Genomic DNA, 23781 nt, shown 5'->3' with positions numbered 1-23781 from the left:
ACCTATATGATTAAATCAATAAAATTATTGAGATGACGTTTTGGCAGAGAAAAAACTCCAGCACTTTTATATCGCTGAAGATCAGTCTATTTATCTACTTAGTCATAAAGATGCTGCTAAGTTAAAGCAGTGGATTGAATTAAGTAAAAACCAGCTAATTCAACTTGGCTACAGCAATGTCGAAATGATCGGTAAAGGCGCTTATGGTTTTGTTTTTTCTGGTGAAGATGATAGCGGTGAAGCACAAGTTTTTAAGTTTTCACGCATTAACTTGCCACAGCACGTACAAGACCGGTTGGCCGATGAAGCTGAAATGCAGTCTATGTTACAGCATAAACGCATCCCTAAGTTATTTGAATACTTAAAAATTAAACGCCAATCAATCGTTCATATGAGCCGTGCACCTGGTGATGATTTAGATGTTATTTCACATAAACTAGGGCCGTTACCTACTGAGCAAGTTATCAATATTGCCATACAGTTAATTGAACTGTTAAAGTTTATTCGCGAGCCCAAGAACAATACTCGCAATCAACCTGTTGTTCATGGTGATATTAAACCCTCCAATATTGTATTTGATCAACAAAACAACCAGATGCAGCTTATTGATTGGGGCTCTTCGGTTTGGGCACAATGTGACAAAGACGGTCATAGTACGGCCAATAACATCATGGATTTAATGAGTGGTGATTTGCAACAAACCAACTCACGTATGGGCGATATTTATTTTATCGGCGATGATCAATTAAATGGCGGTTTATCATCGCCTCGTTTTGATGAGCAGGGCATGGCCGCGACCATTTACGCACTGGCATCGGGGCAATCATGTCGTTATGGCTACAAGGTAATACCGGCATCATCATTAGGCTTACCCTTAATGTTGGCGAAAGCATTAGATGGTATGTTGGGAGAAGATCCTAAACTACGCCTAAAAGCAGGTGATTATTTAATTAATAACTTGAATCTATTAAAAAATATCGTGTTAGCGAGCAAACCAACAAAACTACACGTTGAGGCGATGATCCCCGTTTGGCAAAGAGTCCATCAGGAAGAAATAGATACCGTAGTTTATGGCTCACGTAAATCGTTCTTAAGGGCACAGGCCGATAAAGAAAGTTTGGTTGATATTGACGATGTACAACTAGAAAAATATTATAAAAATTTCTTAGTTGGTATGGGCGATACAGAGAAAGCATTCGTAGCTGCGGTTAGTCGCTTGGCAAAATTTCCTGTAGTTGGCGGTTTAGCAATACGGTGGGAAAAAGAAGGCGTTTATGTTGACTCTAATGTAAGTTTATTCGATCCGAGTCTGGAATATTCATTTAAATCTGCAGTGAATAACATGGTTACTTTAGCCCGAGGTATTTTCCGCATCGGTATTTTTAAATCTTGTTTATTTAATGCCAGAGATACTTTACATGTTGAACGTAAAAGTAATACCACGCCATTTATCGCTAACGCTAATCAACGCATTCCATTTGAAGTAAGTAAACTTGCCGAAGGTGATAACACCAGTCAGCTTCATTCGTACTTTGAAGATGGTAAAGATCCGGATGAATATTTACGTTTGCCAGATGGCATTATGGCGGTATTGGCGAGATTGAATTTAATTCATCACACTGGTTGTATTATTTTTGAGGTATTAGATAAACATTTAAAAATTCACAGTTATTTAATGCTATTAAATCATAACGAACAAACTGAATTTAAACAGTGCTTACAAGATATTCTAGATTTATTGCCAACTATCAAGGGTGTTGGCATTTCAGGGTTTATGAAACTACCCTATAAAGACACTCGTTTTTTTGAGCATATAAATCAAATGCCTGATAAATTTTATCCAAAAAATCCGAAGCTGCTGCACACTTAAGCTTAATCAAGCATCCAAAAGTATCTAACCAACCACGGTCAAATAGTAGCGTTTAATGCGAACGTTCGCAATAGATTACTGTGAATGAGCTCAATGGTAACTGTGAACGTAATAGTTTTGTAATTCATTGTGTTACAACTGTATGTGAAAATTGACGCACAGTCGGTACTTGATGCTATGGATTTAGCTTAGCTACTTGCTAATTGGTGAGTTGAATCTATATTGAATGGGTGAGCTACTAACCTAATAGTAGCCCTCCCTGCAAAACTAAGTTAAGCAAATGGATGTGCTGTATCAACTCATGGATGAATAATGCAGTCTTGCTTATATACCTTTATTTCAATTTTGCTGTTTTCTTTTCTTTTGCCTTTCTTAATGCTGCCTTGGTTTCAAAGTAAGCCAATAATTTCAAGCCTTTTTTGCTCGCTATTACACGCCTAACATGTGAACCTGTAATTTTTTCAATAGTTGTTAACTCATGTATTTGTAGTCTAGTGTTGAGGGTGTGAAAAACAAAAGAAGAATAGGGGTTTTTATCGGCTTTAGCGTTAGATTGACAGCCTTTAATTACATAATCTTGTAGGTAAATTAACCACTCAAATACAGTGTATTTATCTTCTGTAAATTCTTTCCCAAGATACGTCGGAGTATTGATATAGGTAGACCTTAACACATCAATAAGTAAATCAAACTCTTGGATTTCTGGTGATTTAGCTATAGGAAGAGTGGACTCTTTAGTTAATTTCGCATTCTGCTTAACTAGCTCATTTCTCTCTTTTGTAAGTTTACTTATTTCATCGATTAGACCACTTGAATCAGGGATGTTATCACCACGAACCCAACCACTTAAATCTTTACTGCCGATAATATCTGGTAGAGTTTCATGAACACACAAGCGAATGTCTTTCTCATCATCAAAAAATGAAGAGATATTACTAAGAACCTTTTCCCTAAAGACCTTTAAAAGCTTAGGGTTTTCATCTTCAAGTACACCGCGACCTATTAACTTAACTTTGTTATCTAATGCGCCCTCTTTGATAACAACAGCAAATAAAGGTTTGCCTGACTCAAGAGCGTAATTATATTCAAGTTCTGTGTAGCTCAACCCAGACTCTTCCTCTACAGAGCCGTAACGGCCACCTAGTATAAGCATATAAATGTCTGACTCATCTATCCACCGCTTAATTGTTGTTAATTGGCTTTGGTCTCCGGATTTAAATAACTCCATCCCTGCGGGTATATGTCCTGCCTTTAATACCGCTGATACTGCTGACTGTCTTTCATCAATTAAGTCTGTGTAGGTTGATGAAATAAATACTTGATATTTTTTGCTCATTAATAAAGTTACTCTTTCTTGTTATTTTTTATAGTAAACATGTTAGGGCTATTGTTATAAATATCAACCCTTAAATCAAATGAGAGCTGTAAATAAACCCAGTAACTCTGATTGCCCATCAAAACCAATAATTTTAGTGAAAAACTGAAGAATTGCAGCAAGTATAAAATTGGCTTTTATTGAGTTTACGATGAGTAAAATCCTTAGTAAGCCCCTCTTATTGGGTTGCAATATGACAAAACCATTAACTCCCTACTTGTTGGCAGCTAAGGCAGCTCCTGTAAGGAGTTTGCTGGTTCGCATGCTAAAAAATAACAATAAATTACCTAGAGTTAACATGGGTTTATTAGTAACTGTACATACGCCTCTATAACCTTTCAAACTTTTTGTCTTCGACAATCCACCAAAGGTTAAGAGCTTATGGAATCTATTATAAAATATTTTAGTTGTTTTTATTTAGGCTGTAGCCGTTTTAATAGACTCTATAATCTACTCAAAGATATATATAGATAGACCTTATTAATTCAGATTCCTATTGAATAAATAATTATCATCATTAATAACTAAGCTAATAATTCAATAGTATTATAGGTGTTCGTAAGGTCTAATATAGTTATATAGAGGCTCGCGAACAGCTAACAATAAAGCCCGTTAAGCAGCGAGTTTCAGCTCTACCTGTGTATACAATGGTCTTAATTCCTTTAGTAGTGTATAGCACTTTGTTCTAGATGGTGCATTCTCGCAAAGCACCAACTTTAATTGGTGTAATGTTTTGTTTATAGAGATATTTGAATCAGCAGCAAGTAGCTTGCCAACCTCAGCTCTCCATAAACTATCTTTTTGAGCTCTATCTTCTGCTTGCTTGTTTAGAGTTGCTTTGGGTATGTCAATAACATAATCACGATTAACGTTTGCACCTTTAAAGTACCCTTCGGTTAGGTATTTAACGGCTCTTTCATCTGAGACAATCCATTTTATTCCAAGCTTACATTCCATGTTCCTAATACTGGTTCTAGTCAATAATTGAAACATTGGCTCTAGAGATTTACTAACTATGAAGGCTTCAATAAGTTTATCACTTTCAATATTGAGCTTCTCAGCTAGCTCAGTTAACATCACTATATGGTCAGAACTAGGGTTGTACCTAAACAAGCTTATAGCAACGTTTACATCAGAGTAAGAATTAATACCTTGTGCGTTGTAAGGTACAAGTTTGTCATCCTTCCTCCAGCCTTGATTATTTATGGCTTTACGGTTCTCGTTAACCGTATAGATGGCAGGTTGATTACCTGCTATTTTTAAGGCTGAAGACTTCATTAGTGAGTATACCTCTTGGCCATCAATCAGCTTCTCTTCAAGGGTTCTTGTATGGTTTACGCCAAGTAGTGGGTATATGGTAATTCTATCTACTGACGGATAGCTAGAACGACTTGGTAAAATTTCACTATCTACAAATGAATACTTAAACACGCTATTCAAAAATAACGCATCAATCGTATTGTGTATATTTGCAGCCATTATTGTGGTTGATGAGAACATATTCATTGTAGTTTCAGCATCCTTATACTCTAAAAAATGAAGTCTATTTTTAGGCTTTCCTGTTCTTTTATCTGGCGCTGTGTCGAGTGTAATAGTCCTTCCTTGATAAAGAGTGTTAAATAGACCGTACACTTCAGGCTTGAATGTCCCTAATCCTGGGTTACTCCTCTTTTCCTTACAAATCTTAGAAATGAACCCCGTTGCATTGCAGAGTTTAAACTTTCTTCTAGTGCTATTTTTATCAGTACCTACCTCAGTCCACTCGTCGTAATGCATATTACCGAAATCCATCGGGACGGATGTAAAGTTGACAATACTAGGAACCTCGTCAATGTATAAATCCCAATCACTATATATATTTGGTATCTGCTGATTGTAATTATCAGTCTTTCCCTTTAAAAACCATATCCCTGCATGGCAAGTCACAATTACTTGAGTGCCACTTATATTGATGTGCTTATTAAGTTCTTGCTCTATATCGCTTCCGACACTTTTCGAATTGTCGCTATATATAAGTGTAGCATTGACACCCTTATCAATTAGGTCTTGATGGGTCTGCTCTGCGAGTACTTTACTTATACAGGCAATTACGGCTCTATCATCAGTGTGTGATAGTTTCTCTATAACTGCGTGGGTTTTCCCCATGGCTGGCGCAGCTATTAATGTTTTAATTTGTTTTATATTCCTCGTCATTATTTTCTCCTTGGTAGTTGCAGATACCTATGCAATAAACATCCGCTGTTTTATAAAAGTTCATATTCGTAACCTTGAATTTCGGGCATAAAAAAACCGTCTAGTTTAAGCTTGTGCCATCACTGTAACGGATTCGTGTGTAACAGGTTTTAACCACCTTGTTTTTAGGTGCGCTGTTACTGGTTGATATTAAAGCACTTTTCTCTTGCTTTGTCAAGTAGTAAGTTTAAGGTATGAAAAAGGTTATCACTTAAATTACATTTGAAATTGGTCAATATAAAGGTGATAGGGAGGTTTTACTTAGCTTGGTGAAATCCTTTGTTTCGCTACTTAATACCTCTTGGTAATCGCATGTAGTGGTTATGATAACTAAATTTCAACACTAGTAATAAAGATTTATTTTAAACAGGGATAATATGAAAGCAACAATTAATATAGCTTTTATTGTGATGCTTTTAGCCTCTTTTGGCTCCGCTGCCGATGGTATCGTAGTTACTGGAATTGAGGTAAAAGGTAGCTTGATAAATACCGCAAGTAAAGCAAATGAGTATAATGAGCGATATGCTAGATGTAGTGAGTGGCAGGAGGATGCTGATTCTTATAGGAAGGAGTTTTTAAGCGACCAGCTGAAAAGTGTAAAAAGTAGGCTGATAAGTATAGGTCTTTATGATATCAAGCTTAAGGGGTATATAGCGGATGCTTTTAATTCTGGCGGTAGAAAAGGTGCTGTAAATCACAATATGAATTGTGATGAAGAGTTTGAAAATGCGTCACGATACTTTGAAATGATGATTGGTTATATGGATATATCATTAACACAGTATAGGAGGTCTGCACCAGTAATGATTAAGCGACTCAAAAGCTTAGCAAGTAAGTGCGCTAAATCAGTTAAGCTAGGCGAAACGACATTTACTCAAGAAGGTCATTTCAGTAGAACTTCGCCAGTATGTAAACAGTTCGATACCGAGCAGACTATTTTAAGTGACTTTATTAGCTCTGACGAGTTTAAGTCTTGGCCTAAACTTTTAGGGGTGAATTTTCTCGACACCCTAATCGAAGGGATAGGTATTGTAACTGATGCAAAATCAAACACTTGATATATCCTCTATCATTTGAGCACCCTTTAAAGATAGTGTTGAATGTATCTATCATTTAGGTGTTGATTAATCTATGTGACAGGGTTATCATTAGGGTCTCTATATGATAGTCAGTCAAGTGAGATGATAGATGCTTTATATTTACGCTAGAACTTCAACAGTTGAGCAAAATGTACAACAACAAGTAAATTACCTTGAGGGTAAGTATAAGGTCGATGGTGTGTATTCTGACCAACAAACGGGTAAAACCCTTGATAGACCTGAATTCATTAAATTAAAGGCTGTAGTTAAGTGTGGTGACTCAATAGTGGTTCAAGACTTGTCAAGAATAGGTCGTAATACTACTGAGGTATTAGAGTTTGTTGATGAGATGGTTGGTAAAGGTGTTGGTATTAAGATTGATGACCTTGGTGAGATAGATATAACCTCTAGTGCTGGTAAGATGGTTTTAACTACATTGGCAGCAGTTGCAACAATGCAGCGTGAGCAGATGTTAGAGAAACAAGCGATTGGTATAGCTACGGCTAGGGCTGAGGGTAAGTACAGAGGTAAGCAGCAATCACAGGCTACTATTGATAAATGTAAGCAAGCTATCTCATTGATTGAAGGTATGGGTTACTCTAAAGAAAAGGCCGCTAAAGCCTCTGGTGTTGGCGTAGCAACGCTATATCGTTATATAAAAACTAGTTAAGTTGTTGGGTAATAAGCACCATTGAATTATCTTGATTTTATCATGGGTTGCAGTGTGGGGGGATGGCTGGTGCTTAACACCTATATCAATGATTATCTTATTCTAGGTATTGGGTGGGGCAAAGCTAATGTTATCTTTCGGGCAATCAGGTTTGCATTTTTTTATATTATCTGACAGTCTGTGATGAGCGAGCAGCAGCCGTTGATAGGTCAAGATTTGCCGCATCATGTAAGTGCCATATTTCACAACGAGTCTGAATTTAAAATGGATAGAGTTTTTACCGATAATCAAGAAGAGATTGTTTCCTACGACCTCGAAAAAATTGATGAAAATGAAACAGTGGAAGTTAATCTTAAAGATTTAATGTATGTCTATAGAACCCTCCAAGAATATATGCGATTTTTTCATCAGCCCGCTCATTATCCTAATTTAAGTGATGTACAGAATTTCTTAGGTACTGCCGATAAACCCGCAGGCTTTCACATTCTCAATGAATCTGTATATAACAAAATGTCTGAAATGCTCCCTGAGCATATAAGTGATATGTTCAACGAAGGTGATTTTGATTGTCCTAAATTACCTTCTTATTACGATGAGAAGCGGAACTAGAACAAGGATTGTAAAAATGGAATTTCCAATTGTATTAACCCATAACAACATCGTTCTAAAGCTATTTAATTGGATGGATTACCCAAGCTGGAAAGCAGCTAGAAATGTCGAGGCATTTGACAAGGAAGGAAACAAGCTTTGGACAATAGAGTCATTAGGCGGTATTTCCTCAACCGATTGCTACACAAACATTTCTTCCAAAAATGGTGAAATTCATGCCTTCAACTTTCAATGTTACGACTGTATTATTGATGAAAATAACGGTAAGGTAATATCAAGTGCCTTTACCAAGTAAACGGCTTAAAAGAGCGATTTGCGGTCATTGATGGCTCAAATAACTTGGTAAGAAAACTCAATAAAAGCTCACATCCTTCATATATCTGTTATTAGATAAATAATTAATCAAAAATCAATATCCATTCAATAGACTAAAAGCTGAAAGTAGTTATTCTACTAGGAGCGGCCAGCAGACGTTGGTGAATTTAAATTATCCACTTAACAACACTCACAGGATTCTGTGACCGATTAAATGACATACGCTATCGAATAAATATCTGCATTTTACACAGCAAATGCAGGTGTTATCTTCTTCTTAAAAAAGCTGTTAGCCGTTTAGTGCAAACTTGCACAAGGAGTTATTTTGAAAATTTATATTTTAATACTTACTGTTTTTCTTAGCGCGTGTAATTCAACACCGAAATCAAACATACCTGTTGAATCAGCTAAAAATCAGGAGGTACCTACTTCTAAAAAAGTTTACTTCTTCCAACACAAAATTCTTCCAGAGTGGACATTTACAACAAATGGTGGGTTTTATGCTGATTTAATTAAGGGGGATTTATCTCGACTTAATATGGCTGCCTCTGAGGTTGTATCAAATGACTACGCTAAGGGCATAACAAGTGAAATTCTAAAAGATGGAACCTCCGTTCTAATTACATTTCCTACGCCTCAAGGCTTAGCCAACTGCTATTTTGTTTTAATTCAAAAATCTAAAGACGGTTTCAGCTTTGATACATATGAAAAAGCTATGAGTTTTGGGGAGGACGATCCTGTGATAGGAGTTGTAGGAAGTTGGTCTCCAGAAGGAAGTCATGGCAATTTAGGTGGTAGAACATATATAAAAGCAAGTGACTTTGTTTCAGATATTCTTGGTAAAAACGGCTAACAAGTCGTTTAAAAGGACAAAAAACAGTTGGCTTTTAACGAGGCGTTAGAGGGTTACGGAGGTTAATGGTGAAAAAATTAATGTTTGTAGGTATTTTTACTTTATGCGGCTGCACTTCGGTTGCTCAAAAACCTACGAAATATATTGATTTAACAAATAAAAAAGATGAAGTAATACAGTATTGGGAAGAAAAAAGAGAAATTGCTCCACGCTACCCCAGAAAAGCGGCTATTAAAGCTATAACTGGCTGTGTTGAATTCTCTTTGATTATCAATAGCGAGGGAAAAGCTTTTGACCCTCGGATAATAAAATCATATCCGAATGATATTTTTAATTATCAAGCTCTTAAAGCCATAAAGAAGTGGGAGTGGCAACCAACCAAAGAAAACTCAGCAAAAATAGCTGTCTTAACGACTATTCAACTTGATTTTCTTACGATAAAGAGTAGCTCTGAAGATGCTTGGAATACATTGATGGCGTGTAACACTAACAAGTTGCTCAATAGTACAAATAACGCTGTCACGGCTTTTGACAAAAAACGCAAAACCACGAGCCAACATAATTAGCCTCTTAGCGAGGCGTTAGCGACTGGCAGGTTATGGCACAATTTGCACGGTCACAGCATATAGCGTAAGTTATTGATAATGAACGGCTATAAAGAGCGATAACCTGCCATTGCCGATAACTATATTAAAAAGGAATTTATGAAATACTTAGCAACACTATGCCTGATCATTTCTTTCTTCTCGATTGCGACTGAAGATAAAGTTAAAGCTGTGAAATTAGATGATACAGCTCTTTGTTATCCTTCGGCTTACTCGCCTAACACTTCATTCATGAAAGCTTATTTAGAGCCAATAAAAGACCAGTTAGATAGTTCTGAAGGTCAGGAGCTAATTTATATCCCTGCTCAAGCAATAAAGGCTAAAGTACCTGAATATACAATTAGTCATATAAACAAACATGGAGTGGATTTTGAACATAAGCTAACAGGGTTAGCATATGCTAAATCTCAGATAGGCAACCCTCAAGGGATGGCTGAATCTGCATGGAATATATACAGTGAAAGGGAAAGTGTGTATGTCGAAAAAGATCCCATGCTTCCATTTACAAGGGTTTACGCATATCACAAACCATTATTTATGTGGCACTTAGTTAAATACCCTCCTATGAAGAAAACAGATCAGTCGTTACCCAATGATTGGTATATTGGCAGTTGCTCAGAAAGTGCTGGAAGCTTTAGTTGCAGGCAGGTTACAGAATATAAATCTGTTCACTATGAATACGAGTTACAAGCACACGATATGCACTTACGTAAAGAGGTTAATGATGCTGTGAAAGGGTTGTTATCTGAGTGGAATTTAAAATGTAGTGATTATTTATAGTTATTTCATCAATAGCTATTTTCATATTTGCGTAAGTTGGAAATCTGACGTAAGTTATTGATAACAAAAGTGCAGCGGCCAACGGCTGCTGCGAGCGAGCAGCAGACACTGGAGCATGGTAAATAATTAGATGAAATGGATTACTGTTCTAAGCATAATAATGTTTAATTTGCCTTATGCAGAAGCTAGCGATTGCCCAATAGAAGAAAATGCTGAACAAATGTATTCTGTCTTCTTCCAGGTCGCTTACGAACCAAATAAAGAAGAAGCGGGAACCTTTAAGACTAAGCTTCCAGATGAAGATAAGGCCAAAATTGCATGGTCTTGTTTAATCAAATCAGCCAAATTAAAAAACTGTAGTGCTATTAGATTGCTTGAGTTGCATTACGAGCATGGTATCGGCAAGATTACATTTGGTATTCCTGCGGATAAAGATAAAGCGAACTTCTACAAACAACAAAGGGTGAAACTCTGTTCGGAGTAGAACTTGATTAACAGAAAAATCTCACAGGCTTCTGCGAGCGATTAAGAGACGTTCTCTCTTTACGTTAAACCTTCCTTTCCACAACACAAATGAAGGTTTTTTTCCTGTTAATAGTGCTGTTAGGTTTATAGCAGTTGTCCCTAAATTCAGGTGTTTAAATGAATAAAGAAATCTTCATTCTAAAACTTAATGCGATAAATATCGTGGAAAGATTTAAAGAGTTGTGTTCCTCTTTTAATGACCGTAAAAACTCTTTATCAGGAAATCATCATGATACTTATAAAAAATATCTAGAAAAATATGGCTATACGATTGAATCTGATAGACGAGAGTCATTTTTTCGGTTTAACACAAAAATTACTGATGAATATAGCTTAGGAATGCAATTCGTTTTAAAAGATGGAATTGTAGAAACTGTGTTAGGGCTACGCGTTAATGATGTCGTCATTAAGCCAAGTGGAAGAATTGACTTTATGCCTATGAAAATGGGGTTCAACTTTGATAAAAAAATATATAAACTGCCTTCCTATAAAAGTTTTGAAGAATTAGAAAGCATTTTAAATATCACTTTTGGTATTTTCGAAGACCTTAAAAAAGAAATTGTGGAACTATCACCCCCCATAAACCTAACAAGGCAAATAAAGCGGGACTGCTAACAGTTTGCTCAATTCCGCTCCGCTTCACATTTTAGCAAACTATTAATCAGCCCCTTATTTGGGCGTTATCGACTGGCCGCTCCTGGCACTTTGCCGACCAATTGAAGGTTTCAATTTAGGCTAAAAACTAATTTATCTAGCCACAGCATAAGTCAGGAGGTCCCTCATCTCGCTCCGCTCGTGAGGGATGACGGCGTACTTTCTCTACTTCTCCTTGTGGCATTGAAGAGTCATTCGAGTAAATCCAGTACCAAGCTAGAGTGGCGATTTTAATCGCGTCAGGTTGGCACTAAGTAGTCAGTAGTATTTTAATTTAAAGCCCTGTTTCCTCTTTGGATTCAGGGCTTTTTATTGCTTTTGCATTGGATAAAACTGACATAGGGATAACTGGTACATGCTGGCAATTCCTTTTGCGATAACATGGATAAAGCGTAGCTTAATAGGGTATTTAATATCCATCTTTAAGGCTTAGTGCTTACTGTTTGGGTTATTGCTGGTTTATATTCAATCTTCTTCAGTACAGCGGTTTCAAATCCAAGGTAGTGATAGCCAAACATAGCAATCATCAAGGCACCTGTGCCGATGGCAACTGTAGATAAGAATCTTGCTACGATGAATCTAAACTTGTCTTTCCAATCGTGCCAAACTCTGGTTTTGATTGAGTCGGTTAATTTTTCAAATTTGCCCTTCAGTCCTGAATATTGAAAAGAAAACTTATGGCTTATATGTACATCAGGGCGTTGTTCTTCCCCTAGTATCCTCCTTTTTCTGTTAGGGTGCTTGATAAGAGCTGCGATTTCTTCTTTGCTGTGCTCTGGGTGGTCTCGTTGTAGGTTTAGGGTCGTTTCGATTGTTTCGTTAAAAACGTCTTCGAAAGTTTGCTCAAGTTCTGACTTAAAATCTTGTTTTGATAATTCTTGGTTACCTCCAATCCAGCTTTTTTTTAGGTTTTCGATAAGCTCTGCTATTGAGTCTGCAAATGAGGAGTTTATCTTGGTGTTTGGCATAAATGTCCCTATTGTTATTGTTGAACGGAATATGAGCTATTATATCATGAAATTCAAACTGTTAAGGGGGTTCATTCTGCGTAACTACCCTGTACTTATATATCGCCTCAAGTGCTGGCAAAATGGTACTAATTACGGTGGCGGCAGTTGAGTAAGCTGGCTTTATTTGATGGGAAAAACATCACTTAAGCTGAGTTGGAGGTTTAAGTGATGTTCGTGGTTAATTCTTATAGGTGTATTTGACTTATCTATTAATGAAAAATGGCGCTTTCAATTCTCCGCCTAGGTATAGGCTTTTATGGCAATCAACACTTTGGTTTTCAGGTTCGCATTGCCAAGCTAACATGTTCGGTAATTCTTGTCTCGAAGGGGTGTAGACCTTCTCATTCCTGATATTGTATTCGTCATGATTGTGGCAATTTCCACCGTAAGACCAGCTTTTAATTTCAACATCTGTCATTTCGACATTCTGGGTCATAATTAATATTTCATTGGTTGCTTCATCATAGCCCACCAAAATTCCATTTTCAGCTAGCCTAACAGAAAACATTATTTCATTATTACTTCGAAAGTATGCGGTTCCTTGGCAATCTGGAGAGGCATAATTTGGTTCTGACGTGGTTACTCTTCCGCTAAAGATATCATCAAGGGATGCTAATAGGTTAAGTGAATCTAGCATGACCATGTCATCTTCACTTCCTGCTGGAATAAATTCACCCACCCTTAATCTATTCAAATCTTCTATGAAAAGGGGAGGATTACTTCTACTCTGTTCTATATTAGCAGCTAAAGTTTCAATAGCTGTTGTGTTAGATGTTGTATTGCCTTCTATAGTGGTCAATTTAGAGTTGGTGCTTATCGATAACTCTTCAATAGCATTGGAGTTAAGAATTGTATCGTCACGGACAGCTTTAAAGTTATTATTAAAAGCTTCTGCAGTGGCAATATCGCCTTTTTTAAATTCTGTAATTTCAGCTGCTGTAACGGTGTTTGATAATGCAGCTAAAATTGCTAGTGTTATTATTTTTGTTTTCATCATTAATTCCTTTTATCCTAACTTTGATTCGTTAAATTTCCCTTCACCAATAACCATTTCTGGTGTTTCTTTTGGCTGTACTTGTTCTTTTGTGTCAGTGCTGCTTTCACCACCGCATGCTGTTAGAGTCAGCAATAAGAATAATGCTGTGATTTTCTCCATCCTTAGTTCCTTTTCCAGTGTTTTATTTACAATAATAAACTAACATAAAATGACTTAAATGCTAGTGAAAATCAATTGCTTACATCAGGTCACGACTCAGTGCCTGTAAATCTAAGTGATTATTTTATTTCTAATCATCCATTAAAGGTAATGTTTCTTTTGGTATATTCTTTACGTACCTGTTAAGGCTAATCAGTGATTTATGTCCAGTTATCGACCTTAATGCTACAGTACTTAACCCTTTCTTTGCATAATGAGTAACACCACTATGGCGAAGAGAGTGTAGTACCAAACCCTCATAGCCAAGTTTCTCGGCTACTTTTCTAAATACTTCACTCACAGTGCCAGAAACGAAGTTAAATAAAGTATTCTCGCCTCTTATTTTTGAATACGATATTTCTTCTTCTAGAATAGCGATGACCTCCTTATTGAGTAGCACTTCTCTTTTGGTTTTAGTCTTGGTTTTGTAATCTGGTAACTTAATTATTTGTTCATCTAAATGTATCCATTCCACAGGTAAGTGAAGTAATTCTGATTTCCTGCTACATGTATAAAATAGAACCTTTAAATAGTTTCTATATTTTGCCGGTGTATGAGCGACAAACGTTATTAGTTCATCTTTGTTTATAACCACATCTCGTTGCTTAGAGCCAGATGGTTTCTTAACCTTTTTAGCAACATTAACAAGATTAGGTATATCTAAATCAATCGATGCAAAATCAAATAACCTACCTAAAAATGCCATTTCACCATGAACAGTCGCTTCAGCTCTTCCTGATTTAAGCCTGTAATCTCGATATGAGCTAATCATGCCTGTTGTAATGTCTCTCAAAGGAATATCCCCTAAATATTTCACTAAGCTTTTTCCTCTGAAAGTAAAAGCGTGGTGAGAGGATTTAGGCGTACCATCGTAATTGGTCAGTCTTCTTGTTAAATATTCATCTATGACAAACTGCAAGCCACTATTGGAAGTGTTATTTAAACAATCTTTTATTCTATCTTCCGTTTCTTTAGACCAGAGTTCGGCTTGAAATAAACTGGGGAAAGTTTTGCTTACTGGTTTATGGCCTTGGATTCTAATATTAACGTTGTAATTTCCAGATTTTAGTTTTCTAATAGTACTCATAAATTCACCTATATAGTTTAAGTATTTAGGTGGTTGGTAGTTACACATGGCTTATGCTGAACTTTGATTTTATACGTGTGTTAACCTATAAATAGTGCTAACGTTCACAGTTATGAAACTGTTGAACGCAGTGAAACTAAGGCGTGCGGAGCAACGACAAAACCCTATAAAGACACTCGTTTTTTTGAGCATATAAATCAAATGCCTGATAAATTTTATCCAAAAAATCCGAAAATACTCGACGCTAAATCATAGAAGGTGAGCAGCATGGCAAATGATAAAATTGGCGATGTCGCCTGGCTTGACTTAACCGTTTCAAATGCAACAGCAGTGAAAGATTTTTACCAAGATGTCGTCGGCTGGAATAGCGAAGGTTGCAATATGGGCGATTATGAGAATTATGTAATGACCAGTCCTCTTGATGGTGAAGCTAAATCGGGTGTTTGCCACTCAACAGGCGTTAATGCTGATTTACCGCCCGTTTGGCTGCCTTACTTTTTAGTGGCAGATATCAACGAATCCGTTGGTGCTGTGCAAGCTAAAGGCGGGACATTATTAACCGAAATTAAATCAATGGGTGGTGATGACAAATACGTGGTAATAAAAGATCCTGCCGGCGCTATTTGCGCACTTTATTATAAAAAAGCAGTTAAAAAAACAGTTTAAAAATAGTTTAATAGGAATAATCAGTGAGAAAAGCGTTAGCTGTGTATGCGGGTAAAACTGCATTAGCGCAAATAAAAGAACAGGGTATTAGTCAGGAGCAATTTAAGTTGTTAGTTGGCGCCAGTGGTGGCCCTAAATGGTTTGTGCTTGCCGGTTTAGATAGATTTTTTTGTAGGGAATTTTTTAAAGAAAGGCAAACACCACTTTATACGCTTGGCTCTTCAGCAGGAGCGTGGCGATTTAGCTGTTATGCCCAGCCGGACCCGCTTGCCGCAATAAATCGATTAATTGATGGTTACTCACATTTGTCTTACCCGAGTAATGCAAGTATTAAGCAAGTAACCGAACAAAGTGAAAAGCTGTTAACTCATATTGTTGACGGTAATGCCGAAGAAATAGCTCGTAATCCGATAATTAAAAACACCTTAATTGTTGCAAAATCAAAAGGTCTGACTCGGTATGAAAATAAGAGTGTGCTGCTGTTTGGTCTACTCGTTTCGGCGCTGGCAAACAGGGTAAGTCGCAAGTATTTAGGTAAATATTATCAACGAACCATATTTAGTAGTGATATTAACCAAATTCCATTTGATTATAATGATGGCATCGATTCAAAACTGGTCGCTTTGCACGAAAATAATGTACAGCAAGCGCTACTGGCGACAGGATCAATACCTATGGTTGTTAATGGCGTTAAGGATATTAATGGCGCTGACAGCGGTATGTTTCGCGATGGCGGTATTATCGATTATCATTTTGACCAACCATTTTTACCGCAATCATCCACAGAGCAAAATGGTTTAGTCTTGTATCCGCATTTTTATAATGAATTTAAACCCGGCTGGTTTGATAAGTACATTAAAAACCGCTTTGCTAAGCATCAGTATTTTGACAACACGTTGGTATTATCGCCTACCGATGAATTTGTTGCCAAATTACCTTATGGAAAAATACCGGATAGAAAAGATTTTACCGAAATGTCTGAACAGCAACGAATTCAATACTGGCAAACCGTTATTGGTGAGTCTGAGCGCTTAGCCGAAGAATTTGCTGAGCTTTGTCAAAGTGATGAACCCGCGAATAGCATCCAACTACTGTAGATATTAGTAATTATCTTCATTAACATTGATACCACTAGCTAAAAACATGCTGTTATAAATCTTAGTGGCAAATTCATCAGTCATACCCGACAAATAATCGGCAATAACCCGTTGTGGGTTTTGGCTGTTTTCACAGGCATCTAACCAACGTTGGCAGGTGGCATCGGGTAGCAGCCTTTGTGGATCGCTGGCAAAAGCTTCAAATAATTCCATGACGATTTGCTGACCTTTATATTCCATACGCTGAATATTGGTTTGTTTGATCACAAATTGGTAAACATAATCTTTAAATACGGCTAAAGCTGCAGCTTCTGTTTCGGGTAGGGCGGCATTGTATCGAAGTAAAGGCTCAACAAAACTTGTGCCTTTAACCTTGTTTAAATCGATAAGCTCAATTGCGGTAATTAAATAATTAACTAATGAGCCAATGCCGTCTTTTTGCTTATGATGTTGTTTGGAGAACAGCTTGTCGGCCAATTCACTGGCGATTTGGTTTAACCAAGAATCATTTAACTGTTCTAACGGTTTTATTACATGTTCAACAAAACTGTCTTTATTAACCACACCAGTAACGATGGCATCTTCCATATCGTGAATACCGTAAGCAATATCATCAGCAAGCTCCATAATTGAGCAATCAAACGATTTAAATTGGGTTTTATGGTGTTTACTGGCATTAACACTTATCTTTTGAAATTGTGCTTTATCATCTTCAGATAATGGTTCTAAAACCCAGTTGAGCAGTTCAATGTCATCAATATACAAACCTTTAGGTGGATGCCAGTCGCTTGCTTTTAATTGTCTAAAGTTTACCGGGGTAGCTGGAATTTGATGATTGGCCAGCTTATCGATAATTTGTGGATACTTTAATAAGCCTAATAAGGTTCTTCTACTTAGGTTCATGCCAAAATGTTCGGTATACGGCTCTAACTTAGTGACGATACGAAAGGTTTGACCATTACCTTCAAAGCCACCAAAATTATGCATCATATAATTTAATGCCACTTCGCCACCATGGCCAAAAGGCGGGTGGCCAATATCATGAGCAAGACAAATAGCTTCAATTAATGAATCTTCATTCGGTAACAATAGACTGCATTGCTCCGGAAATTTTGAACGAAGCTGAGCGGTTATGCCAGAACCAATTTGTGCAGCTTCTAAAGAATGGGTTAAACGTGTACGGTAAAAGTCACTTTGGCCAATCCCCATAACTTGAGTTTTGGCCTGCAAACGTCTAAATGCGGCAGAGTGTAAAATTCTAGCTCGGTCTCGTTGAAACGGTGAGCGATGATCTTGTTGTCGTGAAGAGCCGTTTGATAATCGTCTTTGCAGCCAGTTCTCGTTCATGAAACATTCACTATATTACCCTGTATAGGTTTAACATACTGAATTCAAAATAAATATCAACAAAATTAAAGGGGCCAGTCCCTTTTATTTATTAACTAAAACGTTCACTCACGATCGGATTTATGCTCAGCAAGGATAATTTTTTCAAGCAATAGTACCCCAGGTCCGGCATTTTCTCTGTCTGGGATAACTAAGGTTACAGGAATTACAATTTGTGCCGAGCCTTCGAGGTTTATCGCTTTAAGGCTGCCATCATTCATTTCACTTTCAATTAGATGACAGGGAAGCCAGCAAAAACCAATGCCTTGTTTTAATATGGTACTTGCCTCAAAAAAACTTGAAACTGTCCAACGTTTTTCAGATTTTAACCAGCCTTTGTCGGGTTTTGCTTTACCTGTATCGCTGATCACAACTTGCAAGTGTCTGGCTAGTTCTTCACTGCTTATCGACTCTTGCTGATGAATTTCATGACTGCGATGACAAACAGGAATAAGCTTTGTGCTGCACAAGTGATTACCACGAAAGCCTTCAGATGTACTTGGGCTTAAAACAATGTCAGCGCTTTTGTTTTTAATTGCTTCGGTCGAGCCGGAGATCACTTCGTCGGTAATTTTTAATCGACTACCATGACTTTGTGGCCAATATTGTTGTAAGGCTTTTAGTAAACGATGTTTTGGATACAACACTTCACAGGCGATGGTTATTTCTGCTTCCCAACCGCCATTTAAGGTATCGGCAAAATCTTCAATTGATTGGATATCTTCCAACAATTTTTTTGAGCGGCGCAGCATGGCTGTACCTGCTTCGGTAATTTTAGTCTGCCTGCCTTCAACTTCTAATAGTGCTAAACCAAGCTGTGATTGCAATTTGGCAACCGCATGGTTTAACGAAGACTGGCTTTTATTCAGTGCGTCACTGGCTTTTGCATAGCTGCCATGTTCAACCACAGCATGAAAAATTCGCCATTGTTCTATGGTGGTTTTTGCGCGAAATACTTTTTCCATAGTAAACTCTTTTGCTTATACTTAGTCGATTAAATGTTGGCTACAATAATGGCACGCAATGGTGCAGGGTGACCTTCGATGGTTTTGGATGGATCGTTCGGGTCTAAGAAGTCTTCTAACGACTCTGTTTCCATCCAAGGCGTTTGGCGCTGCTCTTCAAAGGCGGTTTTGTCGGTATTTACCACGCGTACATTTTTAAAACCTAAACGTTGCATCCAAAAAACTAATGCATCACAACTTGGTAAAAACCAAACATTTCGCATTTTTGCGTAACGATCACCAGGTACTAGCACCGTATGTTTATCGCCTTCAATAACTAAGGTTTCTAACACTAATTCGCCGCCTGGGGCTAATTGCGCTTTGAGTTGCTGTAAAAAATCGATTGGTGATTTACGATGATAAAGCACGCCCATAGCAAACACCGTATCAAACGCCTTTAACTTTGGTAGGTGTTCGACACCTAAAGGTAAAAGATTAACAGCGTCATCTTTGATAAAATGTTGCATCGCTAAAAACTGCATCATGAATAATTGCGTAGGGTCAACGCCAACAACGAACTTTGCGCCATCACCGCGCATACGCCATAAGTGATAGCCACTGCCACAACCAATATCTAATACATAACGGTCTTTTAAATCACTGATATGTGGCTTTAAACGATCCCATTTAAAATCACTGCGCCATTCGGTATCTATATGTACACCATGAATATGATACGGGCCTTTCCGCCAAGGTTTAAAATTCATCAATAAATTACTAATGCGCTTTTGTTCACCTTCACTGATATCATCTGCTGAACCAACAGTAACGCTGTTTTTTAATTCAATAGCGCTTGGTTTTGTATTTGGTAGGGCATCAATAGTTTTTTGCCACTTGGCAAACTCACCATGTAAGTCATTTTTTTGCCAAGTACTAAGTTGCTCGGGTAAACATGTTAACCAATGGGCTAAGCGGTTACCGGCTATTTGTTGATAAAATTTGTTGAATTCTTTCATAGATTTGTTGATATCACTATTTGATCGCGATTAAAGAGAAAAAGTTGAAACATTGAAACCATGGCGTGGCATGACTAAAGCCAGCTTCGTGCAAGTGTTGTAAATGAGTATTTAAATGATCGGGCTTCATTACATTTTCGATGGCGGCCCGCTTTTGCGCTATTTCTAAATCGCTGTAGCCATTGGCTCGTTTAAAATTGTGATGCAAATCATTTAACAAATCCATACACACCGGATCTTCATCATAAATCTTTTCAGATAACACTAAAATACCACCTGGCACTAGAGCTTTGGCGATATTGTTTAACAACGTTTGTCGATGTTGTGGCGCAATAAACTGTAGAGTAAAGTTCAACACAATAACGGAAGCGTTGTGCATGTCTTCAGCTAAAATGTCACCTTGTTTTACCATACAAGGTGTTTTTGCTTTAAAAGCGTTGACGTGAATTTGACAACGTTCAACCATTTCTTTTGAGTTATCAATAGATATAATTTTGCAATTATCGGCAATAATATTCTGTCGCATTGCTAAACTTGCTGCGCCCAGAGAGCAACCCAGATCGTAAATGTTAGTGTCATCTTGCGCATAACGAGCACTTAGTTGACCAATTGTTTCAATAATCGTGCTGTAACCCGGTACAGAACGCTTGATCATGTCAGGAAATACTTCGACCACTTGGGCGTCAAAGCGGAAATCTTCAACGCGTGTTTTTGGTGATGAATAAATTAAATCTTTTTCTTTAGAACTCATGAATATACAGATTTTAAAAAGCGTATAAACATTTTATCCTAAAAGTTCGCGTTATAAAAATTAATGTCATTTGTTTTTTACTAAAAGTTACGGTTAAAGACTCTAATTCAGGTGACATTGGTGTTGATTGCTTTATAATAACCGCTTTTAAATTTAGGCATCTTGTTTGCTGCAAAAATGATTTTTATCACTGATAGAAACAGCGCAAACCATAGTTGATTTAGTGATATTTATAACTAGAAAAACTCTTACTAAGATGCATAGCAAAATTATATTCAGGAATTATCAATAATGCGTAGCTTATTTTGTGGTGAGGTTAACGAATCTCACGTAGGTCAAGAAGTAACACTTTGTGGTTGGGTTAACCGTCGTCGTGACTTGGGTGCGGTGATCTTTGTTGATTTACGCGACCGTGAAGGTTTAGTACAAGTTGTTTTTGATCCTGATTTACAAGACGTGTTAGCGACAGCAAATACTTTGAGAAATGAATTTTGTGTACAAATTAAAGGTAAGGTTCGCGCTCGTCCTGAATCACAAGTGAATAAAACTATGGCAACGGGGGCAATTGAAGTTTTAGGTTTAGAGCTTAATATTTTAAATAAATCTGCACCGTTACCGCTTGATTCCAACCAAGAAAATAGTGAAGAAAACCGACTTAAGTATCGTTATTTAGATTTACGTCGTCCTGAGATGACTGAACGTTTACGTTTTCGTGCAAAAGTAACATCACAAGTTCGCGCTTCATTAGAAGCCCAAGCGTTCATGGATATTGAAACACCAATCCTTACGGCTGCAACGCCTGAAGGAGCGCGCGATTATTTAGTACCTTCACGTACGCAAAAGGGCAACTTCTTTGCTTTACCACAATCACCACAATTATTTAAACAATTGCTGATGATGTCAGGTATGGAACGTTACTACCAAATCGTAAAATGTTTCCGTGATGAAGATTTACGTGCTGACCGTCAACCTGAATTTACTCAAATAGATATTGAAACGTCTTTCATGTCTGCTGAGCAAGTGATGGCTGTTGCTGAGAAAATGATCCGTGAATTATTCGAAAGTCTGCTAAATGTAGATTTGGGTGAATTTCCGCACATGACTTACGCAGAGGCAATGACTCGTTACGGCTCAGATAAGCCAGATTTGCGTAACCCGCTTGAAATCGTAGATGTTGCTGATATTTTAAAAGACGTTGAATTTAAAGTTTTCTCAGGTCCTGCTAATGATCCAAAAGGTCGTGTATCGGTAATTAAAGTACCTGGCGCGGCAGCAGAACTTTCACGCAAAAAGCTTGATAATTACACCAAGTACGTTGGTATTTACGGCGCTAAAGGTATGCCGTGGTTAAAAGTAAACGACGTGGATGCAGGTCGTGACGGATTACAATCACCAATCTTGAAGTTCTTATCAGATGAAGAAGTAACGGCGTTATTAACACGAGTTAATGCAGCGACCGGCGATATTATTTTCTTCGGCGCTGACACATATAATGTGGTTACAGAATCATTAGGCGCACTTCGTCTTAAACTTGGTGAAGATTTAGGTATGGTTTCAGATGAGTGGAAACCTCTTTGGGTTGTTGATTTCCCAATGTTTGAAGAAATTAATGGCGGCTTACACGCCTTGCATCACCCATTTACTGCACCAACAAAAGTAACGGCTGAAGAACTTGAAGCTAATCCAATTGGTGCATTATCGAATGCTTACGATATGGTGTTAAACGGCTGTGAGTTAGGTGGTGGTTCTGTTCGTATTCATAATGAAGATATGCAAGCGGCAGTATTTAGAATTTTGGGGATCAGCGATGAAGAAGCACAAGAGAAATTTGGTTTCTTATTAGAAGCGCTGCGCTACGGTACACCGCCACATGCAGGCTTAGCCTTTGGTTTAGACCGTATCGTAATGTTAATGACTGGCGCTACATCAATTCGTGACGTTATGGCATTCCCGAAAACAACAACGGCGGCATGCCCATTAACGAATGCACCAAGTAAAGCAAATCCGGCTCAACTTGTAGAACTTGGTATACAAGCCATTCCACAAGAGCCAGAAGAAGCTGACGCTGAGTAGTGTTTAATGTGTTGTCAAAAAGCCTTGTTTGAGTGATCAAACAAGGCTTTTTTGTACATTGATGTACTTATACCCGACAGGCATGGAGCCTTTTGAGGGTTATGTTTTTTAGAAACGAGAAACGAAAAGCATGGATTACCGCATCCGCGGCAATGACGGTGTTTAATTACGTCATACCCTGCTTGTTCGAGTATCCATATGGTTGTGATGTCGCCGCTGTTAGGGAGTATATAAAGAGTCGAAATGTAAGCTACTTTTATTTCCTGTTTTTCTGTGTCATCTTAATAGCAAAATATTTATAAGTATAAAAATTTTAATGAGCATAATTTTAGGAATCGACCCAGGTTCACGGCTAACCGGTTATGGCGTTATTGAAAAGCAGGGACGAAAATTTACCTACCTAGGCAGCGGTTGCATTAAAACCTTGTCTGCCGGCGATAACCATCCTGAACGACTGCAAATCATCTTTGCCGGTGTATCTGAACTGATCTTGCAATTTAAACCCGACATGGTTGCTGTTGAGCAAATATTTATGGGCTTAAACCCCGGTGGAGCGCTTAAGCTAGGCCAAGCTCGAGGCGCGGCAATAGTTGCTGCTACCAACAACGGTATTGAAGTATCTGAATATTCGGCAAGGCAAATAAAACAAGCCGTTGTTGGCACGGGGGCGGCTGATAAATCACAAGTACAGCATATGGTGAAATCATTTTTAAAACTACCGGCAACACCGCAAGAAGATGCTGCTGATGCACTCGCGGTAGCAATTTGCCATGCGCACAGTTATGAATCATTGATAAAAATGTCTGGCCGAGCAACTAAAACCGTACGTGGCCGCCTTAGATAAGTATCAGGGGCAGAATCATTAATCGACGCACTAGCGTTGTCCCGAATACGATTCGGGATCTTATTTAGATCTGACCCTAATTATTTTTGTTTACTATATATTTATACAGTGGTATTGTTTGCATATTAAATCGCACCAACAATAA

Annotated in this window: 24 protein-coding genes; 14 read left to right on the top strand and 10 right to left on the bottom strand. The window is 37.7% G+C overall.

Annotation, left to right across the window (positions count from 1 at the left end; genetic code table 11):
* Positions 1 to 40: 40 nt before the first annotated feature.
* Positions 41 to 1870, top strand: a complete 1830-nt coding sequence (locus RI844_RS04970; protein ID WP_348397340.1) for a protein kinase domain-containing protein — start codon at positions 41 to 43, stop codon at positions 1868 to 1870.
* 334 nt (positions 1871 to 2204) lie between these two features.
* On the opposite strand, the gene RI844_RS04965 is transcribed toward RI844_RS04970, so the two are convergent.
* Both RI844_RS04965 and RI844_RS04960 read right to left on the bottom strand, forming a co-directional pair.
* Positions 2205 to 3206 (bottom strand): DUF4062 domain-containing protein, encoded by a 1002-nt coding sequence (locus RI844_RS04965; RefSeq protein ID WP_348397339.1) that lies wholly within the window; start codon positions 3204 to 3206, stop codon positions 2205 to 2207.
* Positions 3207 to 3857: 651 nt separating this feature from the next.
* Positions 3858 to 5438, bottom strand: a complete 1581-nt coding sequence (locus tag RI844_RS04960; protein ID WP_348397338.1) for a hypothetical protein — start codon at positions 5436 to 5438, stop codon at positions 3858 to 3860.
* 416 nt (positions 5439 to 5854) lie between these two features.
* Between RI844_RS04960 and RI844_RS04955 the strand changes: the two genes are divergently transcribed.
* The 9 genes from RI844_RS04955 to RI844_RS04915 all read left to right on the top strand — a co-directional run bounded on the left by RI844_RS04955 (position 5855) and on the right by RI844_RS04915 (position 11528).
* Positions 5855 to 6535 carry a hypothetical protein gene (locus RI844_RS04955; RefSeq protein WP_348397337.1) on the top strand — a complete coding sequence of 227 codons (681 nt, stop codon included), beginning with the start codon at positions 5855 to 5857 and terminating at the stop codon, positions 6533 to 6535.
* A gap of 130 nt (positions 6536 to 6665) precedes the next feature.
* Complete coding sequence (locus RI844_RS04950; protein WP_348397336.1) at positions 6666 to 7226, top strand: recombinase family protein; 561 nt, start codon at positions 6666 to 6668, stop codon at positions 7224 to 7226.
* A gap of 183 nt (positions 7227 to 7409) precedes the next feature.
* Complete coding sequence (locus RI844_RS04945) at positions 7410 to 7835, top strand: hypothetical protein (protein ID WP_348397335.1); 426 nt, start codon at positions 7410 to 7412, stop codon at positions 7833 to 7835.
* A 16-nt stretch (positions 7836 to 7851) separates the two neighbouring features.
* Complete coding sequence (locus RI844_RS04940; protein WP_348397334.1) at positions 7852 to 8130, top strand: hypothetical protein; 279 nt, start codon at positions 7852 to 7854, stop codon at positions 8128 to 8130.
* A 345-nt stretch (positions 8131 to 8475) separates the two neighbouring features.
* Entirely contained in the window at positions 8476 to 9003 is a 528-nt protein-coding gene (locus tag RI844_RS04935) for a hypothetical protein (RefSeq protein ID WP_348397333.1), read from the top strand.
* 65 nt (positions 9004 to 9068) lie between these two features.
* The gene (locus RI844_RS04930; RefSeq protein ID WP_348397332.1) at positions 9069 to 9569 is read left to right on the top strand and encodes an energy transducer TonB; all 501 of its coding nucleotides are present in this window, start codon (positions 9069 to 9071) and stop codon (positions 9567 to 9569) included.
* Positions 9570 to 9707: 138 nt separating this feature from the next.
* On the top strand, positions 9708 to 10388 hold the full coding sequence (locus RI844_RS04925; RefSeq protein ID WP_348397331.1) for a hypothetical protein: 681 nt from the start codon (positions 9708 to 9710) through the stop codon (positions 10386 to 10388).
* A 130-nt stretch (positions 10389 to 10518) separates the two neighbouring features.
* Positions 10519 to 10872, top strand: coding sequence for a hypothetical protein (locus RI844_RS04920; protein ID WP_348397330.1), 354 nt, complete (start codon positions 10519 to 10521; stop codon positions 10870 to 10872).
* 158 nt (positions 10873 to 11030) lie between these two features.
* A complete protein-coding gene (locus tag RI844_RS04915) occupies positions 11031 to 11528 on the top strand; it encodes a hypothetical protein (protein WP_348397329.1) in 498 nt (165 codons plus the stop codon).
* Positions 11529 to 11989: 461 nt separating this feature from the next.
* Here RI844_RS04915 and RI844_RS04910 read toward each other — a convergent pair whose 3' ends face one another.
* The 4 genes from RI844_RS04910 to RI844_RS04895 form a co-directional block, all read right to left on the bottom strand.
* Positions 11990 to 12535, bottom strand: a complete 546-nt coding sequence (locus RI844_RS04910; RefSeq protein ID WP_348397328.1) for a hypothetical protein — start codon at positions 12533 to 12535, stop codon at positions 11990 to 11992.
* 244 nt (positions 12536 to 12779) lie between these two features.
* Positions 12780 to 13574, bottom strand: a complete 795-nt coding sequence (locus RI844_RS04905) for a hypothetical protein (protein ID WP_348397327.1) — start codon at positions 13572 to 13574, stop codon at positions 12780 to 12782.
* A gap of 9 nt (positions 13575 to 13583) precedes the next feature.
* A complete protein-coding gene (locus RI844_RS04900; RefSeq protein WP_348397326.1) occupies positions 13584 to 13733 on the bottom strand; it encodes a hypothetical protein in 150 nt (49 codons plus the stop codon).
* A 130-nt stretch (positions 13734 to 13863) separates the two neighbouring features.
* Positions 13864 to 14859: a tyrosine-type recombinase/integrase gene (locus RI844_RS04895; protein WP_348397325.1), complete on the bottom strand. Its 996-nt coding sequence runs from the start codon at positions 14857 to 14859 to the stop codon at positions 13864 to 13866.
* A gap of 267 nt (positions 14860 to 15126) precedes the next feature.
* Here RI844_RS04895 and RI844_RS04890 point away from each other — a divergent pair, with 267 nt between their 5' ends.
* Both RI844_RS04890 and RI844_RS04885 read left to right on the top strand, forming a co-directional pair.
* Positions 15127 to 15525, top strand: coding sequence for a VOC family protein (locus tag RI844_RS04890; protein WP_348397324.1), 399 nt, complete (start codon positions 15127 to 15129; stop codon positions 15523 to 15525).
* Positions 15526 to 15548: 23 nt separating this feature from the next.
* Entirely contained in the window at positions 15549 to 16622 is a 1074-nt protein-coding gene (locus RI844_RS04885) for a patatin-like phospholipase family protein (RefSeq protein ID WP_348397323.1), read from the top strand.
* 3 nt (positions 16623 to 16625) lie between these two features.
* Here the strand turns inward: RI844_RS04885 and RI844_RS04880 are convergent, their stop codons facing one another.
* From RI844_RS04880 to cmoA, 4 genes are all read right to left on the bottom strand, one after another.
* Entirely contained in the window at positions 16626 to 17969 is a 1344-nt protein-coding gene (locus RI844_RS04880) for an anti-phage deoxyguanosine triphosphatase (RefSeq protein ID WP_348397322.1), read from the bottom strand.
* Positions 17970 to 18073: 104 nt separating this feature from the next.
* On the bottom strand, positions 18074 to 18973 hold the full coding sequence (locus RI844_RS04875; protein ID WP_348397321.1) for a LysR family transcriptional regulator: 900 nt from the start codon (positions 18971 to 18973) through the stop codon (positions 18074 to 18076).
* Positions 18974 to 19002: 29 nt separating this feature from the next.
* Positions 19003 to 19968: a tRNA 5-methoxyuridine(34)/uridine 5-oxyacetic acid(34) synthase CmoB gene (gene cmoB, locus RI844_RS04870; protein ID WP_348397320.1), complete on the bottom strand. Its 966-nt coding sequence runs from the start codon at positions 19966 to 19968 to the stop codon at positions 19003 to 19005.
* Positions 19969 to 19984: 16 nt separating this feature from the next.
* The gene (gene cmoA / locus RI844_RS04865) at positions 19985 to 20719 is read right to left on the bottom strand and encodes a carboxy-S-adenosyl-L-methionine synthase CmoA (protein ID WP_348397319.1); all 735 of its coding nucleotides are present in this window, start codon (positions 20717 to 20719) and stop codon (positions 19985 to 19987) included.
* A 291-nt stretch (positions 20720 to 21010) separates the two neighbouring features.
* On the opposite strand from cmoA, the gene aspS reads away from it, so the two are divergent.
* Both aspS and ruvC read left to right on the top strand, forming a co-directional pair.
* The gene (gene aspS, locus RI844_RS04860; protein ID WP_348397318.1) at positions 21011 to 22792 is read left to right on the top strand and encodes an aspartate--tRNA ligase; all 1782 of its coding nucleotides are present in this window, start codon (positions 21011 to 21013) and stop codon (positions 22790 to 22792) included.
* Positions 22793 to 23108: 316 nt separating this feature from the next.
* On the top strand, positions 23109 to 23636 hold the full coding sequence (gene ruvC / locus RI844_RS04855) for a crossover junction endodeoxyribonuclease RuvC (RefSeq protein WP_348397317.1): 528 nt from the start codon (positions 23109 to 23111) through the stop codon (positions 23634 to 23636).
* Positions 23637 to 23781: the final 145 nt, after the last annotated feature.

This window comes from Thalassotalea fonticola (genome assembly GCF_032911225.1).
GTDB lineage: Bacteria > Pseudomonadota > Gammaproteobacteria > Enterobacterales > Alteromonadaceae > Thalassotalea_A > Thalassotalea_A fonticola.
The sequence above is the reverse complement of the archived record's forward strand: the minus strand, read 5'-3'. Positions and strand labels throughout refer to the sequence as shown.